14 protein-coding genes are annotated in these 15997 nt (G+C 46.0%); 7 read left to right on the top strand and 7 right to left on the bottom strand.

Features of this window, described 5'->3' with window-relative positions; translation table 11 throughout:
• Positions 1-84: 84 nt before the first annotated feature.
• Positions 85-1449 carry an MFS transporter gene (locus K4039_RS10170; protein ID WP_265235057.1) on the bottom strand — a complete coding sequence of 455 codons (1365 nt, stop codon included), beginning with the start codon at positions 1447-1449 and terminating at the stop codon, positions 85-87.
• A 312-nt stretch (positions 1450-1761) separates the two neighbouring features.
• Here K4039_RS10170 and K4039_RS10165 point away from each other — a divergent pair, with 312 nt between their 5' ends.
• Complete coding sequence (locus K4039_RS10165) at positions 1762-2946, top strand: DNA cytosine methyltransferase (RefSeq protein WP_265235056.1); 1185 nt, start codon at positions 1762-1764, stop codon at positions 2944-2946.
• Here K4039_RS10165 and K4039_RS10160 read toward each other — a convergent pair.
• Positions 2943-4073 carry a hypothetical protein gene (locus K4039_RS10160; protein WP_265235055.1) on the bottom strand — a complete coding sequence of 377 codons (1131 nt, stop codon included), beginning with the start codon at positions 4071-4073 and terminating at the stop codon, positions 2943-2945. The two genes, K4039_RS10165 and K4039_RS10160, sit on opposite strands and share 4 nt — an antisense overlap.
• A 163-nt stretch (positions 4074-4236) precedes the next feature.
• Between K4039_RS10160 and K4039_RS10155 the strand changes: the two genes are divergently transcribed.
• Together K4039_RS10155 and K4039_RS10150 are read left to right on the top strand one after the other, a co-directional pair.
• The gene (locus K4039_RS10155; protein ID WP_265235054.1) at positions 4237-5856 is read left to right on the top strand and encodes a family 10 glycosylhydrolase; all 1620 of its coding nucleotides are present in this window, start codon (positions 4237-4239) and stop codon (positions 5854-5856) included.
• A gap of 276 nt (positions 5857-6132) precedes the next feature.
• The gene (locus tag K4039_RS10150; RefSeq protein ID WP_265235053.1) at positions 6133-6717 is read left to right on the top strand and encodes a Uma2 family endonuclease; all 585 of its coding nucleotides are present in this window, start codon (positions 6133-6135) and stop codon (positions 6715-6717) included.
• Positions 6718-6905: 188 nt separating this feature from the next.
• On the opposite strand, the gene argF is transcribed toward K4039_RS10150, so the two are convergent.
• Both argF and dusB read right to left on the bottom strand, forming a co-directional pair.
• Positions 6906-7826 (bottom strand): ornithine carbamoyltransferase, encoded by a 921-nt coding sequence (gene argF, locus K4039_RS10145; RefSeq protein WP_265235052.1) that lies wholly within the window; start codon positions 7824-7826, stop codon positions 6906-6908.
• 71 nt (positions 7827-7897) lie between these two features.
• Positions 7898-8908 (bottom strand): tRNA dihydrouridine synthase DusB, encoded by a 1011-nt coding sequence (gene dusB, locus K4039_RS10140; RefSeq protein ID WP_265235051.1) that lies wholly within the window; start codon positions 8906-8908, stop codon positions 7898-7900.
• Between the two features lie 271 nt (positions 8909-9179).
• Here dusB and K4039_RS10135 point away from each other — a divergent pair, with 271 nt between their 5' ends.
• The 4 genes from K4039_RS10135 to K4039_RS10120 all read left to right on the top strand — a co-directional run bounded on the left by K4039_RS10135 (position 9180) and on the right by K4039_RS10120 (position 13377).
• Positions 9180-9404 (top strand): hypothetical protein, encoded by a 225-nt coding sequence (locus K4039_RS10135; RefSeq protein WP_265235050.1) that lies wholly within the window; start codon positions 9180-9182, stop codon positions 9402-9404.
• Between the two features lie 112 nt (positions 9405-9516).
• On the top strand, positions 9517-11109 hold the full coding sequence (locus K4039_RS10130) for a glucose-6-phosphate isomerase (protein ID WP_265235049.1): 1593 nt from the start codon (positions 9517-9519) through the stop codon (positions 11107-11109).
• A gap of 72 nt (positions 11110-11181) precedes the next feature.
• Positions 11182-11916: a DNA-binding response regulator gene (locus K4039_RS10125; RefSeq protein ID WP_265235048.1), complete on the top strand. Its 735-nt coding sequence runs from the start codon at positions 11182-11184 to the stop codon at positions 11914-11916.
• A gap of 48 nt (positions 11917-11964) precedes the next feature.
• Positions 11965-13377 (top strand): hypothetical protein, encoded by a 1413-nt coding sequence (locus K4039_RS10120; protein ID WP_265235047.1) that lies wholly within the window; start codon positions 11965-11967, stop codon positions 13375-13377.
• Here the strand turns inward: K4039_RS10120 and K4039_RS10115 are convergent.
• The 3 genes from K4039_RS10115 to murB all read right to left on the bottom strand — a co-directional run bounded on the left by K4039_RS10115 (position 13374) and on the right by murB (position 15897).
• Positions 13374-13874 carry a low molecular weight protein-tyrosine-phosphatase gene (locus K4039_RS10115; protein ID WP_265235046.1) on the bottom strand — a complete coding sequence of 167 codons (501 nt, stop codon included), beginning with the start codon at positions 13872-13874 and terminating at the stop codon, positions 13374-13376. The genes K4039_RS10120 and K4039_RS10115 overlap by 4 nt on opposite strands.
• A gap of 212 nt (positions 13875-14086) precedes the next feature.
• Positions 14087-14434, bottom strand: a complete 348-nt coding sequence (locus K4039_RS10110) for a YbaB/EbfC family nucleoid-associated protein (RefSeq protein ID WP_265235045.1) — start codon at positions 14432-14434, stop codon at positions 14087-14089.
• A gap of 506 nt (positions 14435-14940) precedes the next feature.
• A complete protein-coding gene (gene murB, locus K4039_RS10105; RefSeq protein ID WP_265235075.1) occupies positions 14941-15897 on the bottom strand; it encodes a UDP-N-acetylmuramate dehydrogenase in 957 nt (318 codons plus the stop codon).
• Between the last annotated feature and the right edge of the window lie 100 nt (positions 15898-15997).

The raw sequence follows: 15997 nt of genomic DNA, 5'->3' as shown, positions 1-15997 counted from the left end.
CTAAAGATATGCGGTAGGGACACAACAATGTTGTGTCCTCTATTTTATGGGCGCCAAGTAGGAAAGTCAACAGATACAATTTAATTAATCTGGATCGTCCAGTCCAGGCCGGGGCATAGATGCTAATTTGTACTCATCTTCTAGCGGCAAAAAGAAAATCGTCATCATACCGGGAATCACAGCCAGTGAACTGAACAAGAAATAATTTTGATAGCCCAAGTCTGCCTGTAAGTAGCCGCTAAAAACGCCCGGAATCAGCACTCCTGCGGCCATAAAAGCCGTTGTAATCGCGTAGTGGGATGCTTCATATTCGGGGCGAACAGTCCGCATTAAGAACACTGTATAGGCAGCTACACCAAGTCCGTAAGTAAATTGCTCGATCGAATTTACGGCATAAGCCCATTCAATCCCCGGTTGATGTATTGCCAACAGCCAATACAGCACGTTAGTTGAATTTTGCAGAATTGCCGTCGGCCACATCCATTTTTTCAATCCTTGTTTTGCAATCAAATAGCCGCCCAGTAATCCTCCGATTAACAGAAAAATCACGCCGACAGTACCCGATAGCAAACCCATCTGCGACGTAGAAACTGCCAACCCTCCCTTCTCAACTTTATCCATTAAAAAAGGAGGAGCCATTTTGAATGTTAAGGCATCGCCCAATCGAAAAATCAAGACATAAGTCACAATCCAGCCAATTTTATCTTGCTCGAAATAAGTTTTAAATGCCTCGATAAAACTCGTTGTCCGCTGCGGTGCACCCGCTTCGACAGCATAATTTTTAGGATAGGGAAGATACCAGCGCTGGAACAGATAAATCAGCACAAATATAATGGCACAAATGCCAAAGGCTGTCGCCCAGCCATATTTAAGCGCAGACACGCTAAAAGACGAGCCCAAAAGTGACAACTGAATGTCCTGATATACCTTCGTATCGCCCGCAGTTCCTGTTACTAAATGCTGTTCTGCTATTTTCCCTGCTAAGAACACCAATACACCGCTGCCGGCAATGACTGCCCCCCTGTAGGCGGTGTTGCGAACGCCGACAAAAAGCGCTTGTTTGTCTTTATTCAGAACGTTTAAGTAAAATCCATCAATGGCGATGTCGTGAGTAGCGGACACAAAGGCGATCGCCGTAAATATCACCAGTGATATAATAACAGGTTCCGGCGTTAATACACCAAAAGCTAGCAACGCAAACAGAAAAATAGAAATAATTTCCGTTGTTAAAATCCACTTGCGTTTAGTGGAATACATATCAACGAGGGGCCCCCACAAACCTTTTAATACCCAGGGAAAAGACAACAAACTTGTCAATCCGATCATCTCGTTGCTGGTTCCCATCCCTTTCAAAAAAATCACCGACATTAAATTAACGACGGTGTAAGGGAGACCTTGAGCAAAGTACAATACTGATACCCACAATCCATCGATTTGTTTTTTTTCCATTGCAGACATATTTGGGCTAACTACTGATCTGATTTACTGATCTGGTTTACTGAGTGCGATCGAGAATTCCGGTCAATTAAACCGCTGGCATCACAGTATATGTTATTCTGATGCGAGCGGCAGCCATACAAACAGTGTATTTTAGCATCATTCTGACTCACGCATATCTTCATTTTTGGAATAAGCCTGCAAAAGATTTTCTCCGTTAAAATGAACGAAGTCAGCGCGGACATTCTTATCCCAGTCGGAAGTGCCGTAAGTTCGCAAAAGTATGTTGACTTTCTATATAGTTCTCTCAAGAGGTAGTTAACGATGACAAAAACTCAAACAAAGGATTTTCCGCGTAGCCTTGACTTGTTTTGCGGCATTGGAGGGTTAACTCTGGGTTTTAAACGTGCTGGCATTCAAGCAATCGGCGGCATAGATTACTGTCAAAACGCCAAACAAACTTTTGAACGTAACCTATCTCCACTTCCCTGTTTGCTATCTGACTTAACACAGACAACCGTTTCCGAGATAGAGGAGTTCTTTGAAATTTCGGTAGCAGAAATCGATATTATTACTGGGGGAGTACCATGCCAAGGATTTAGCACCGTTGGCAAGCGAGAAAGCGCAGATCCTCGCAATTCTTTATGGCGTAATTTTCGCGATTTGGTGGCTGAAATTCGTCCTGCTTATGTGATTATCGAGAATGTTGAAGGAATGCTGGTAATGCAGGGAGGCAAGGTGCGTGATTCAGTCATTGCTAGCTTTGCTGATATCGGATATCACATGAAATGTCGTCTTTTAAAAGCGGCTGACTACGGCGTACCACAACTGCGAAAACGTGCTTTTTTTATAGGTTGGCTTGATGGATTGTTGCCGCCTGAATTTCCACTGCCAAGTTCTCACTCTTATGTGAATGTAGCTGATGCAATTTCAGATTTGCCGCCATTAAATGCTGGAGAAATTTGTAAAAATTACCAGATTATGCCGCAAACTGACTATCAAATAGCTAGACGAAAAACTGCCAATATACTGCTACATCACGAGGCGGCCAATCATTCACAAAAGTTAATTGAGATTCTGAAGTATATCCCAGATGGTGGCAACCGAAAGTCAATTCCCGATCGCCTTCAACCAGCCAGCGGTTTTCACAATAGCTATGCTCGACTAGCTAGTGATAAACCAGCTATTGCTGTAACATCTAACATGAGAAAACCTTCGTCTGCACGATCCACTCATCCAAGTCAGCATCGGGGATTGACTGTCCGCGAAGGATTGAGGCTGCAATCTTTTGACGATGATTTTGAGGTGATTGGTTCGAGAACATCACAGTACCTTCAAGTCGGAAATGCCGTACCGCCACTACTCGGATTGGCGGTAGGAAAGGAAGTTGTCAAGGCTTATCAAAGCCATTCAGATGATGAAATTGTTAGAGCCCGATCGCAAAAAATAAAGCCACTCAATTCAGAGTTAATTTTTCCGATTCAGCTTGCTCTTGAAATCACAGTTTAACTTTGATAATAAGTAAGAGAGTTGTGTTGGGGATCTCGATCGCCAATAAATGCCAGCAGCCTGCCAACAGCACTAGGATTCTGTTCAACGTGAGCAAGATAGTGAAGCATTTCATGCACGGCTGCATCCTGCTTTTGCCAATCCCAGATATTCACGGATTTAATGAGCTCGTCTTGTGCGAACGAAATGATACCGCTGTCGCTAAGTACAGAACTCGCTTCCCCATCTATGGAGAGTACAAAAGCCACACCAAGGATTTGATTGCCTGTTACTTGTTTCTGGAAACTTCCCAATTGTTGCTTGAGGTTCTTCAGGGAAATGTGACAGTCTTTTACTTCTATTGATATTTCTAGATCCAGGCCATAATAACAGTCAATATCTCCAAAACGCCGCTGTCTGGACGAACCTGTGCGTACCTTATCAACGACAAAGCTGAGATGAGGTCGATCGGCTTTGAAATAACCGCAAGCAATGGCTTGAAAAACTAAACCTCCATTCTCATCTGGATCGCTGCGCGGGTAATTGCTTACAATCTCGGAAAATAAACGAACTCGTAAAGATTCTCTAGTAACAAATATGTTCTTTGGCAATCGTTCAAGACCAAAATCAATAAGTTGTTGGCAGAGTTGAAATCGTCCCGACTCGGACAGACGAAAACAGAGAATCAGTAGGTCTTGAAACTTTTGCCATTGACCTGTATTGTAAACATAAGCACTGGGATATTTTGAACGATTGAGACTGTGAAAAAATTGAACAAGTGACTCTTCTATACGTCGGATACCTACTTGAGTTGATTGACCAAATTTTAAAGTTAGTGTATTTGCCTGTTGTTCTCCCCGTTCAGTGACAACTTGATAGCGTTGAAATAATTGTTCAATTGTCAGATGCTCTCTTAATCTTTTGGCAGAGTCATCAACATTAGATAGACGCTGTGCAACGATCGCAAAATCAAGGGCAAGACCGAGGATATACTTCATCCGGGTAAACCGGCTACCTACATACTCCAATACCTGTTCGATGATTGTCTGTTCGCTATTTGCCAGTTCGTCAGGCTCAAAGTCAGTTCCAAAGTGTGGCGAGAGGAATTCTTGAATTGCTTCAATCTCAGGATCAGTGCGTTCGTACATTGAAAAAATAGAGCGATTGTATAGAAAATACCAGAGTTAAGTATAAGCGATCGCCAGTTCAGTGTATTTTCGCCCAAACTTGCACCGATGTGCGAAAATGTCAAGCGGACGCTCAAACCAAAAGTCCGTAAAGGACAGTTAAACGCTCTCTCACACATTCCTCATGCGAAAAACCAAAACATTCTTTTTGTCAAGCCTGTTCTCGATCGGCTTAACAATCAGTTTTCTGCTGACTCCCGGTTGGTTATCAAACTTGTTCCCTTCACGGGCGATCGCAACTCTCCCCCCACAAACCCAAACCAGCGAATTTCGGGCCTTCTGGGTGGACGCATTCAACCCAGGTTTCAAAACCCCTCAAGAAGTCACAAAGTTGATTGCAGACGCGCAGAGGGCTAATGCCAACGCGATCGTTGCCCAAGTCCGCCGCCGTGGCGATGCTTTTTATACGAGCGCGATCGAACCCCGCACCACCGATCCCAATGTTCCAGCAGGTTTCGATCCCCTGCAAGATTTGATCGGCAAAGCCCACGCCGCAGGTATAGAAGTATACGCTTGGATGGTGACGCTACCAGTAGTTTCCGGTGGCAAACTTCCCGCCGGTCACGTTTGGCAAAAACACGGGCCCAATGCCTCAGGAAAGGACAATTGGGCGATGCTGACTTCGGGCGGCGAAGCTAAAGGTTTCCTCGATCCCGGTAATCCAGACGCCCTAGATTATACTGTTTCCGTCTATTTGGACTTGCTGAAGCGCTACGATGTGGATGGCGTACAGTTGGATTACGTGCGCTACGCTGGGCCGAATTGGGGCTACAATCCGACTTCGATCGCCCGTTTCAACCAGCAAAACGGTCGATCGGGCAAACCCGCACCCACAGATCCCCTGTGGATGCAGTGGCGGCGCGATCAGGTGACAAATTTAGTACGAAAGCTTTATGTAGAAGCCCTAGCAATTAAACCGCGCGTGAAAATTACCGCCGCCACCATCGCCTGGGGAGACGGCCCGAAAAACGATCGCGACTGGATGCAAACTCAACCTTACAAAGAAGTCTTGCAAGATTGGCGCGCTTGGCTAGAAGAAGGTATTCTCGACATGGCGATGCCGATGACTTACCAGCGCGAATACAAGCGATCGCAAAAAATCGCTTACGACAATTGGATCGAGTACGCCAAAAACCACCAGTACAACCGCCAAATTGCGATCGGCCCCGGCAATTACCTCAACTACATCGAAGACACCCTTTCGCAAGTCCGCCGCGCCGAAGCCCCTTCAGCCCTTGGGAATCACGTTGCGGGTACTGTCCTGTATTCCTACGCTAGCAGCAACGTGTACACCAACGTTGAACTGCGAACTGGCGGCAACAGCAGAGATTTACCCCGTCAGCCTTGGAAATACCTGCCGAAAAGCAACGATCTATTTTACACCGCCCTCTCGCAGCCGAGTCAATACGTTGACGGCGCTACGGGCAGAACCGTTGAAACTCAGCCGGTGTGGACAATGCCGGCAGCGGTTCCCGATATGCCTTGGAAGTCGCGGCCTACTGCTGGGGCGATCGCCGGAAATTTGCAGCAGTGCGATCGAACTTGCGACGGTGCGAGTTTGACATTGCAGGCGATCGATGCTACTAGCAAGGCGCGGCAACTGCGCGCGGATGGTAAAGGATGGTTTGGGGCGATCGAGCTTGCGCCCGGTTCTTATCAGTTGAAAGTTGACGGTAGTCAAATTCAACAAACAGTTAATGTTGTCGCTGGCGGAGTCACAAAAGTGAATTTCGGAGCCTCTTAATCTACTCATTCTAGTGGTTCCTAGGCAGAGCCTGGGAACCAGTTAAATATCAATTCCGGTTGCACCAGAATATAGACGACACGGCAGTGCCGTGTCCCTACCCAACCAAAATAATATTGTAGGGACACGGCATTGCCGTCTCCTCATTTCTACCCAAAATAATATTATAGGGACACGGCATTGCCGTCTCATCATTTCTGCTAATCATAATTCCGATGTTACTGGATTTGATCTAAGATATGAGTTACAATAAAATTATCAATTAGCGAGGGAACTATGCTGAGTACAGAAGCTCCTTTCACGCTCCGCAAATGGACAGTTAAAGAATATCAGAAGCTGGGAGAGATGGGATTTTTTCACCCAGAGGAACGAGTTGAATTAATTTCAGGAAATATTATCAGAATGAGTGCAAAAGGAACTGCCCATACTTCCGCAACTAGACGCACTGCGACGCTTCTGCGCGCTCTTCTCGAAAACCTGGCTGCTGTCTATACTCAAGATCCGATCGCCCTCGATGACAATTCCGAACCAGAACCCGATATCGCCGTAGTCAGAATCGATCCCTTGGACTACGCCACTCACCATCCGACTCCCTCAGAAGTATATCTAATTATCGAAGTGGCAGACAGCAGCTTGGCTTACGATCGCGAAATTAAGGCCAAAATCTACGCGCGATCTGGAATTGCCGATTATTGGGTACTAAATGTAAATGACAGACAACTGCACATTTTTAGAGAACCCGCTGAAGATGGATATCAAAGCGAAGTAATTATTGGGGAAATTGCGAGCATTTCACCGCTGCAATTTCCCGCTTTTAATATCGCAATTCAGGAAATGCTGCCACCGATTATATCAAATTGAAAACCGCCATCAAACTAATACAATAATTGCAGTCGATTTTAATCCAATACGGTTCAGATAAAACGGCGCTTGAAATAACGGAAGACTCAGAATATCACGTAATTTTAACCGCCTACTCTTCAACCCACGCACCATCTGGGTTTTGTCGGTGTAGACGCGGTTTCAACCGCCGTCTAATCTGATCTTATCTAATCGCTTTCGAGAATCGCAGCCAACAAAGCTTGCTGAGCGTGCATCCGATTTTCCGCTTGATCCCAAACGCGCGATCGCGAACCTTCAATTACTGCATCCGTAATCTCTTCATCCCGGTGTGCCGGCAAACAGTGCAGTACAATTGCATTGCGATCGGATAACTCTAGAAGTTTTTCATTTACCTGATAAGGCTCAAACAAAGGAATCCTGAGTTTCGCTTCCTCTTCCTGTCCCATACTCGCCCAAACATCAGTATAAATAACTTGAGCATTCTTCGCCGCCGCTGCCGCATCAGCAGTCACAATAACTTCTGTTTTTCCATTAGCAATTGCCTGAGCTTTTGCCACAATCTCAGGATTTGGTCGGAAATCTTCAGGACAAGCAATTCTGACATTCATCCCTGTCATTGCACAGCCTAACATCAGCGAATTTGCCATGTTGTTACCGTCGCCAAAATAAGTTAATGTCACTCCTTCCAGCTTACCAAAACACTCTTTGACTGTCATTAAATCCGCCAACACTTGGCATGGATGTTCGTCATCTGTCAGGGCATTAATCACAGGAATTTTTGCATAATTGGCAAATGTTGCTAAATCCTTTTGATCGAAAGTCCGAATGGCCAAAACATCCAAATATCTGTCTAAAACCCTGGCTGTATCTACCAAGGGTTCGCCGCGGCTGACTTGCGTAACGTTGGGATTGAGGTCAATTACTTGCCCTCCCAATTTATACATTGCCACAGTAAAACTCACCCGCGTTCGTGTTGAAGCTTTGGAAAATAACAAGCCGAGAACTTTATTGCGTTTCAGCTTGACCATTCCTGATTTTAAACTGGCTGCTAGATCCAGCAAATAATTTAATTCATCAATGCTTAAATCTGCCAGACTTAATAAATCTCGCCCTTTTAATGAATCCATGCTTTCCCCACACACAAAATTCTAACTGTGTCTTAAATTTTAACCGGCAGAGGCGGGTTTTGTTTCAAGGTTTATGCGGGCAATTGATCGATCGCGCGATCGATCAAATCGCAACCTTGCTCCACCGTTTCTACCACAGCCAACAGGCCCCGTAATTCAGCAGCACCGGGGAAACCCTTAGCATACCAGGTTAAGTGCTTGCGCGCTTGACAGACACCGCTTTCACCTTTATATTCCCACAAACCCCGCAGATGTTCCTTAGCACATTCGAGGAGTTCAATTGGTGTCGGAGGTATCTTTTCCACACCAGTTTTCAAGAAATAATCAACTTCTCCCACCATAAAAGGATAGCCCAAAGTTCCCCGCGAACACATCACTCCGTCAGCGCCGGTTTCTTCCAGACACCGCATCGCTGCTTCCACTGAAAAAATGTCTCCGTTACCAATAACGGGAATCGATAAAACTTCCTTAACGCGGCGAATCCACTCCCATTTTGCCGGGCCAGTGTAACCTTGCGATCGAGTGCGGCCGTGGATAGTAATCATTTTTGCTCCCGCATCTTCCATCCGCTTGGCAAAGTCCAAAATATTAATTTCTTTATCCGTCCAACCGATGCGAGTTTTAACAGTCACAGGAACATCTACAGCTTCCACAACCGCCCGCACAATTGCCTCGGCATTTTCGGGATCTCGCAGCAAAGAAGAACCGCCGCCGTTTTTAGTAATTTTGTTAACCGGACAGCCCATATTAATATCAACAGTATCCGCTCCTTCTGCCACAGCTTTCTGCGCCGCTTCTGCCAAGAAATTCGGGCGACAGTCAAACAATTGAATGCTAATTGGGCGCTCGTTTGGGTCAATTTCCATAATTCTCGGCAGTTGCTTCACGTAGTGCAAACCCGTAGCATTCACCATTTCGGTGTACATCATCGAATCCGGTGCGTAGCGGCGCACCAGGCGGCGAAATACCAAATCGGTAACGCCGGATAAGGGCGATTGCAGGACGCGGCTTTTGACTTCAAAGTCGCCGATTTTGAGCGGAGTTGCTAATTTTTCTTTTAATTCGGGAGATAGAGTAAGCATAGTCGATCGCACTTTGAATTCTAATATCTGTATATTCCAATACTGTTCAGTTAGCGCTGTTTATTGCTCGGAGATCCCCCTAAATCCCCCTTAAGAAGGGGGACTTTGAAAATACTCTTGTCCCCCCCTTAAGAAGGGGGGCTAGGGGGGATCAGTCTTAAGTGAACCGTATTGCTGTATATTATACTACAATTTTGGTATTTTACAGTTGTTCATTATATTTTTAGCCGATGATTGAGTGACAGCTAAAAGTATATTTAACCAGACTGTAATGCCTATTTTACAGCGGGCGATCGCCCGAATTCGAGTATTGTCAAACCAGCACCCAAAGCCCAACCCGGACAACTCGTCAATCTATATGCCACTGTCCCTTGACGAGCGATCGATCTATGGGGCGTTACCACCAATGGGCGATCTACTTACGAAAAGTGCCACCCAAGTCATATTTTTATTGTTTAATTCTGCCGCACCCAGCCTTCAGCCTTCAGGCGACTAATGCTTAAATTTATTGGGATGCTGCAAAATCATGACATCAGATCGTTTTAAACTACAATTGTTGGATTCCCGACGATGCCGATCGAACATTATAAAAATTGTAGAGAATTCCTATGGACGCCGCAGCACTCTGGCAACGCTATCAAGACTGGCTTTACTATCACGAGGGATTGGGACTTTACCTCGATGTCAGCCGCATGGGGTTCGACGACGCTTTCGTAGCAGCAATGAAACCCAAATTTGACAAAGCTTTCAAAGACATGGCAGCTTTAGAAGCAGGAGCGATCGCCAATCCCGACGAACACCGCATGGTGGGCCACTACTGGCTGCGAAACCCCGATTTAGCTCCCACTCCAGAATTAAAACAAGAAATAGTCGAAGGCATAGCACAAGTCGAAGATTTTGTCAAAAAAATTCAAAGCCGCGATATCAAACCGCCATTTGCTCCACAATTTACCGATATAATCTCGATCGGCATCGGCGGTTCCGCCCTCGGCCCCCAATTCGTCGCCGAAGCCCTATCACCAGACATTCCACCCCTAGCAATTCATTTTATTGACAACACAGATCCCGCTGGGATCGATCGCATCCTCAACCAACTCAAAGACAAACTCGCCAGCACCCTAGTAATTACCATCTCCAAATCCGGCGGCACCCCGGAGCCCCGCAACGGCATGATCGAAGTTCAAAAAGCCTTCGCAGCCCAAAAACTCGACTTCGCCAAACAAGCAATTGCCATCACCGGCACAGACAGCAAACTAGACAAATTAGCCAAATCCGAAGGCTGGATTACCACCTTCCCGATGGCAGACTGGGTGGGAGGACGCACTTCGGAACTCTCAACAGTAGGACTTTTGCCAGCAGCCTTGCAAGGCATCGACATTCGGGCGATGCTCGAAGGTGCGAAAGTTATGGACGCAGCTACCAGAATTACCGACATTAAACACAATCCTGCCGCCATTTTAGCCATGTCCTGGTATGATGCCTGCAATGGACGTGGCGAAAAAGACATGGTAGTTTTGCCATACAAAGATTCCCTGCTATTGTTCAGCCGCTATTTGCAGCAATTAGTCATGGAATCTATAGGCAAAGAAAAAGATTTAGATGGCAACATAGTTCATCAAGGAATCGCAGTTTACGGCAACAAAGGTTCAACCGATCAACACGCCTACGTCCAGCAACTGCGAGACGGCGTGCCGAATTTCTTCCTAACATTTATCGAAGTATTGGAAGACAGACAAGGCATTTCTGTGGAAGTAGAAACCGGAGTCACTTGTGGAGATTATTTATCTGGTTTGTTGCAGGGAACTCGACAAGCTTTGTACGAAAATCACCGAGATTCAATCACAGTCACGATTCCCCAAGTCACCCCTCGGACAGTAGGAGCATTAATCGCCCTCTACGAAAGAGCCGTAGGTTTTTACGGTTCCTTGGTGAATGTCAATGCCTATCACCAGCCAGGGGTGGAAGCAGGCAAAAAAGCCGCTGCTGCTGTGTTGGACTTGCAGCAACGGGTACTGCAAGTGCTCAAAGACGCCCAAACACCTCTATCTGTAGCAGAAATAGCCAAAAAAGCCGGCAGCCCAGAGCAAATTGAGACAATTTACAAAACTCTGCGGCATTTGGCCGCCAACGGGCGCGGCGTAGCTTTGGAGGGAAATTTAGCACAGCCTGTTACTTTAACTGCAACTTATCAAGAGAATTAAACAGTAGAATAAAAAATTAAAAGTGAAATTACTCACTTTTAATTTTTAATGTTTAATTTTTAATTTCCCCCCATGCCCTTGACGATTCTGGTTGCTGACGACGATTTTGCGACTCGCTTGTCGATTACCGATTATCTGGAAATTATCGGATACTCTGTCATCGCTGCTGAGAACGGCAAAGAAGCTTTAGGGTTGGTACAGGAATTTCAGCCCCACTTGATTGTTACCGACATTACAATGCCCGAAATGGATGGCTACGAATTTGTGCGACGAGTTCGGACTCGTCCCGCTTTCCGCTTGCTGCCGGTGATTTTTTTGACGGAACGCACGAGCACTGAGGAACGGATTCGTGGCTATCAGATGGGGTGCGACAATTTTCTGGCTAAGCCTTTTGAACTCCAGGAATTGGGGGCGGTAATTCGCTCTTTGCTCGATCGCTATGCTCTAATTGCTCAGGCACCGTCTCGTTCCCCGGAACCCGAACCGATGCCATTAGAGGCACGCAGCAGAGCCAATGACAAGCCAGAAACGGATTTTTTAACTCAAAAGTCAAAAACGGGTGATTCCCTACGGGAGAGCTACGCCGCGCGTGCATCTCCAAGCCCAAATGCTCCGAAATTGACGCAGCGAGAGCAGGAAGTGCTAGATTTGCTGACAGAAGGTCTTTCTAATGTTCAAATTGGCGATCGGCTCCACCTCAGTCCTCGCACCATCGAAAAGCACGTTAGCAGCTTGTTCAGAAAAACTGAAAGAAACAACCGTGCAGAACTCGTGCGTTTTGCGATGGAACACCATTTAGTCAGATAACCGCAAACCGCTTTTGGCACGAAAATTACCTGCACTTAGCCCACAAATATGAATAACAGCACACTCAAAAATTACTTAAAAAATGAGAAAATTCTATATGCTGTCGCATTAGCAGCTTCCATAATATTCTGTATTTCCATGACATCAATGGGAATCACCAAGTTTTACAGCGTTTTACAGGGGGGAGAAAACTATAACGATTTCCCTACCAGCCGTTTCAGTGTCATCAGACTTCTAATTAACGGTTCCTACTTAATAGCAACAGTTACATATATTATCTGGTTAATTCAAAAAAAGGCGACCATTTCTAGCTTTTTAGATATTTGCAAGTATGCAATCCCCTTTCTGGCACTTGCCCTCATAGCTTATCCCGCAAGCAGTGATATTTATTTGTACTTGCATTACGGATCGTTGAGCTTACATAAAATAAATCCTTATCTTAATAGTTCCTCTACATTTGTTTCTAACGTATCTCCTTTCCTCCACTGGCGGCAAACTTCTACCTACGGCCCAGTTTCTCTATTCTTTTTTGCTATATCAGCACTTGCTTTACCAATTAGCCCTCTACTGGGAGTTTATATTTTTAAAATAATCTGCGTCTTGGTACATACACTCAATGCCTACTTGATTTGGAGGTTGCTAACAAACTATGAAAACCGTAACCTCATAACAATAGCCTATTTAATCAATCCAATTTTGTTAAACGAGCAGATCGCTAATGCTCACCTTGACGTATTTCTTGCTAATACATTGATTGTTTTAATAGGATATCTTTACTATCGGCGATATGTTTTGGCAGTTTTAGCAATTTGGGTGGGTTTTCTCGTCAAAACATTGCCTATTATTTGGCTGCCCTTAGTTTTTGTCTTTCTCTGCAAGCACCGTCGGTGGAGAGATTTAGCAGTATTAATCTTACTTTCTTTATTAATTATCGTGGTGGTAACTTATACATTTCTGCCAACAGTTTCAGCTTGGAGAAGTTTGTTAAATCCAGGAGTGTCGGGGGCTACAGCTCGATCGTTTCACCATGCTATCAATTTATTTCTGAATTTTTTCCCCAATGTAACTGTTGAAGCCAGGGAAAGTATTTTATCATTCCTCAAATATTTTGCGTATTTAAGCTGGATACTTTACTATGCAGGGACGTTAATTAAATCATATTTCCGCAAAAATGATTCGGCAATTAATTTGGTATCAGATATTGGATGGACGACTCTAACTTTGTTTTTGTTTGCTACACCTTGGCTAATGCCTTGGTATCCATCAATTTTGCTGCCAATTGCTGCTTTAAGTATCAATTCTCCCAATTTTGTATTGACAAGTTTAACTTTTTGTTTGTCACCAAGTATTCTCTTGGGAGGGGGTGCTGGCAAAAATCTGATATCCCTAGTGACGAGTTTTGTCAGCGTTGTCCCCCCTACAGTATTGCTAATATTCGGGCGGAAGAAGGCACTTTTTTAAATTGATTGCTTGCCGCTAACTCGGAATTTTTCTTGACTGATAACATACTCCAACAAACCCTCCGAAGCGTCCAGCAGCAAATCAATTACCCGATCGAATCCCTCCGGCCCACCATAGTAAGGATCGGGAACTTCTTTGAGGTCGTATTGCTGGCAAAAATCGCACATCAAGCGCACTTTATCTTTGTATTTCCCCGCAGTATCAACAGCAAGAATATTCCGATAATTGTCCCGATCCATCGCCAGAATCAAATCGAAATCTTCAAAATCTTTCTTTTTAAATTGGCGGGCTGCGCCTAACAATTCAATGTCTCGCTTCCTCGCTGCCAACGCCATCCGGCTGTCAGGGGGGCTACCAATGTGATAGCCGGCAGTTCCAGCCGAATCGCAGGTGATGCGATCGCCCAAACCAGCTTTTTTTATTAAGTGATTCATGATATTTTCTGCTGAGGGCGATCGGCAGATGTTTCCCAGGCAGACAAACAATAATTTAGTCATTAGTCAGTTGGCAGTTGGCAGTGGCTAATTGGCAGTTGGCGGTGGCTAGTTGGCAGTTGGCAGTTACCAGATTTTAGTCAACAGTTAATAGTTGGTAGTTACAAGATTTTAGTCAACAGTCAACTGTCAACTGTCAACTGTCAACAGTCAACTGTCAACTGTCAACTGTCAACTGTCAACAGTCAACTGTCAACTGTCAACTGCCAACTGACTTAGAAACCAGGGAGATTCAGTCCGCCGGTGAGTTCTTCCATTTTCTCCCGCATCGTTGCCGTAGACTTAGTGTAAGCATCCAGCATCGCCACCGTGACGAGTTCAGAAACCACATCAGCACCTTCACCGATCGCATCCGGCGAAATTTCCACCCGGCGGGGTTCTTGGTTGCCGCTGAGAAAAACCTTAACCAAGCCGCCGCCGGCAGTTCCCTCAATTTCCATTACATCCAACTCTTCTTGGAGCTTTTTAGCTCCTTCTTGAACCTGCTGAGCTTTTTTGAAAGCTTCAGTCAGTTCCTTCATTTTGCCCAGGCCGAAGCCAAATCCTTGTCCTGATTTTGTCATAAAAACACTAGGTAAGTGGGAAACTCAGAGTCTTTAGACCTGAGAGAAAAACGACCAGGCGGTTTTAACCGCATTGAATCTTTCCATTACCGCCGGGCGAGTTGTTCGATCAGGTGTACTTTTGTAGTGTACTTTCGATGGGACAATTACCATCTCAAACCTTACAACCCTGTACGCATAATGTTTGCTCGATTAGAGCCTACGAAAGCGGGGTGATGTTAGCTTGTCGGTCAATGTTATCAGGGCTTGCGCAGGGCTAGCAGCACTGTAAAGCGTGACTTTAGAACTGTTTAACCACTAGCGACAGAGCAGGGGACAGCTTCGCATCCACAGGGTGTCGTGACCTAAATAACGTAGTCAGTTAAGACTATAGCTGGTCAGAATAGCTTGCTTCGAGACTTGCTCGCGACCAAGCGAGCGTGTCTTTAGACCAGAGTTCCTGACAGCTAGTTTCTGATGGTGTGTGGGCTGGCAGTTTGCCGCCTTCGTATTACTTCAATGATGCCTTAGAAAGGGAACTCTCCCAGTATTCTAACTTCTGGCTCCAACAACAGCGACCACCGCTGCTCGACTTGCTGTTGAACGTGGCGGATCACTTGAAAAATATCATTGGCCGTTGCCGACCCGCAGTTAAGTATAAAATTAGCATGGCGCTGAGCTACTTGTGCGCCGCCGATCTGATATCCCTTCAGTCCCGCTTGTTCGATTAACCAGCCTGCCGCCTTCGGGCTGGGGTTGCGGAAAACTGAGCCACAGCTAGGCAGATGGTAGGGTTGACTCGTCCGCCGCTGGCTAAAATTGTGATTAGTTTCTGCCATTACTTGCGATCGATCGAATCCTGGCTGCAACTGGAAAGTCGCTTCTGTTACCAGGCGATCGCCCCCTTGCAACAGAGAAGTCCGGTAGCGATAGCCCAAATCTCCCGGTGTGAGAATTTCCAGCTTACCACCGGGGGATAGGACGCGAGCATTGACCAGAATATCAGCAGCACAGCCCCTGTGAGCCCCCGCATTCATCACCACAGCCCCTCCCACGCTGCCAGGTATACCAACCGCCCATTCGAGACCTTTCCAGCCCCGTTTAGCAGCCAACCAAGCGAGACGAGGGATTGACTCCCCCGCCCCGGCTGTAACTTGACCTGTTTCTGCATTAAAATTTACCTGTTTCAGGTAGCGAGTGCCGACGACCAAACCGGACAAACCCCGATCGCTCACCAACAGATTAGAACCCGCGCCCAGCAGAGTCACCGGCACTCCTTCATCGTGTGCCCAGGCAAAACTCGCTTGTAAATCCTCCAAACTGCGGGGAGCCACGTACCACTCGGCCGGGCCGCCCACTCGGAAGGAAGTCAGACCGGCCAGCGCCACTTGGGAGTTAATCTTACAGTCAGTTCCCCGCAAAGAAATAGGAGAATACACTCGCCGATTTTCCTTAACAGAGGAGTCATTCGAGATAGTCACCATCTTGAAAATCCTTAAAAATACATTCGCTTGAAGAGGTGGTTGAAAATTCATTTACGCAACTTATGTCGCTGCTTTGAGCGAGCCGCTCTTCCAGCGGTGT

The sequence above is a fragment of the Lyngbya sp. CCAP 1446/10 genome (genome assembly GCF_026130175.1).
Classification (GTDB): domain Bacteria; phylum Cyanobacteriota; class Cyanobacteriia; order Cyanobacteriales; family Microcoleaceae; genus Microcoleus.
The sequence above is the reverse complement of the archived record's forward strand: the minus strand, read 5'-3'. Positions and strand labels throughout refer to the sequence as shown.

Bases quoted from the DNA above. Each gene is read 5' to 3' on its own strand.
- K4039_RS10120 (WP_265235047.1), top strand. From the start codon at position 11,965: ATGAATAACAGCACACTCAAAAATTACTTAAAAAATGAGAAAATTCTA.
- dusB (WP_265235051.1), bottom strand. From the start codon at position 8,908: ATGCTTACTCTATCTCCCGAATTAAAAGAAAAATTAGCAACTCCGCTC.
- argF (WP_265235052.1), bottom strand. From the start codon at position 7,826: ATGGATTCATTAAAAGGGCGAGATTTATTAAGTCTGGCAGATTTAAGC.
- murB (WP_265235075.1), bottom strand. From the start codon at position 15,897: ATGGTGACTATCTCGAATGACTCCTCTGTTAAGGAAAATCGGCGAGTG.
- K4039_RS10110 (WP_265235045.1), bottom strand. From the start codon at position 14,434: ATGACAAAATCAGGACAAGGATTTGGCTTCGGCCTGGGCAAAATGAAG.
- K4039_RS10160 (WP_265235055.1), bottom strand. From the start codon at position 4,073: ATGTACGAACGCACTGATCCTGAGATTGAAGCAATTCAAGAATTCCTC.
- K4039_RS10130 (WP_265235049.1), top strand. From the start codon at position 9,517: ATGGACGCCGCAGCACTCTGGCAACGCTATCAAGACTGGCTTTACTAT.
- K4039_RS10135 (WP_265235050.1), top strand. From the start codon at position 9,180: ATGCCTATTTTACAGCGGGCGATCGCCCGAATTCGAGTATTGTCAAAC.
- K4039_RS10170 (WP_265235057.1), bottom strand. From the start codon at position 1,449: ATGGAAAAAAAACAAATCGATGGATTGTGGGTATCAGTATTGTACTTT.
- K4039_RS10165 (WP_265235056.1), top strand. From the start codon at position 1,762: ATGACAAAAACTCAAACAAAGGATTTTCCGCGTAGCCTTGACTTGTTT.
- K4039_RS10115 (WP_265235046.1), bottom strand. From the start codon at position 13,874: ATGACTAAATTATTGTTTGTCTGCCTGGGAAACATCTGCCGATCGCCC.
- K4039_RS10150 (WP_265235053.1), top strand. From the start codon at position 6,133: ATGCTGAGTACAGAAGCTCCTTTCACGCTCCGCAAATGGACAGTTAAA.
- K4039_RS10125 (WP_265235048.1), top strand. From the start codon at position 11,182: ATGCCCTTGACGATTCTGGTTGCTGACGACGATTTTGCGACTCGCTTG.
- K4039_RS10155 (WP_265235054.1), top strand. From the start codon at position 4,237: ATGCGAAAAACCAAAACATTCTTTTTGTCAAGCCTGTTCTCGATCGGC.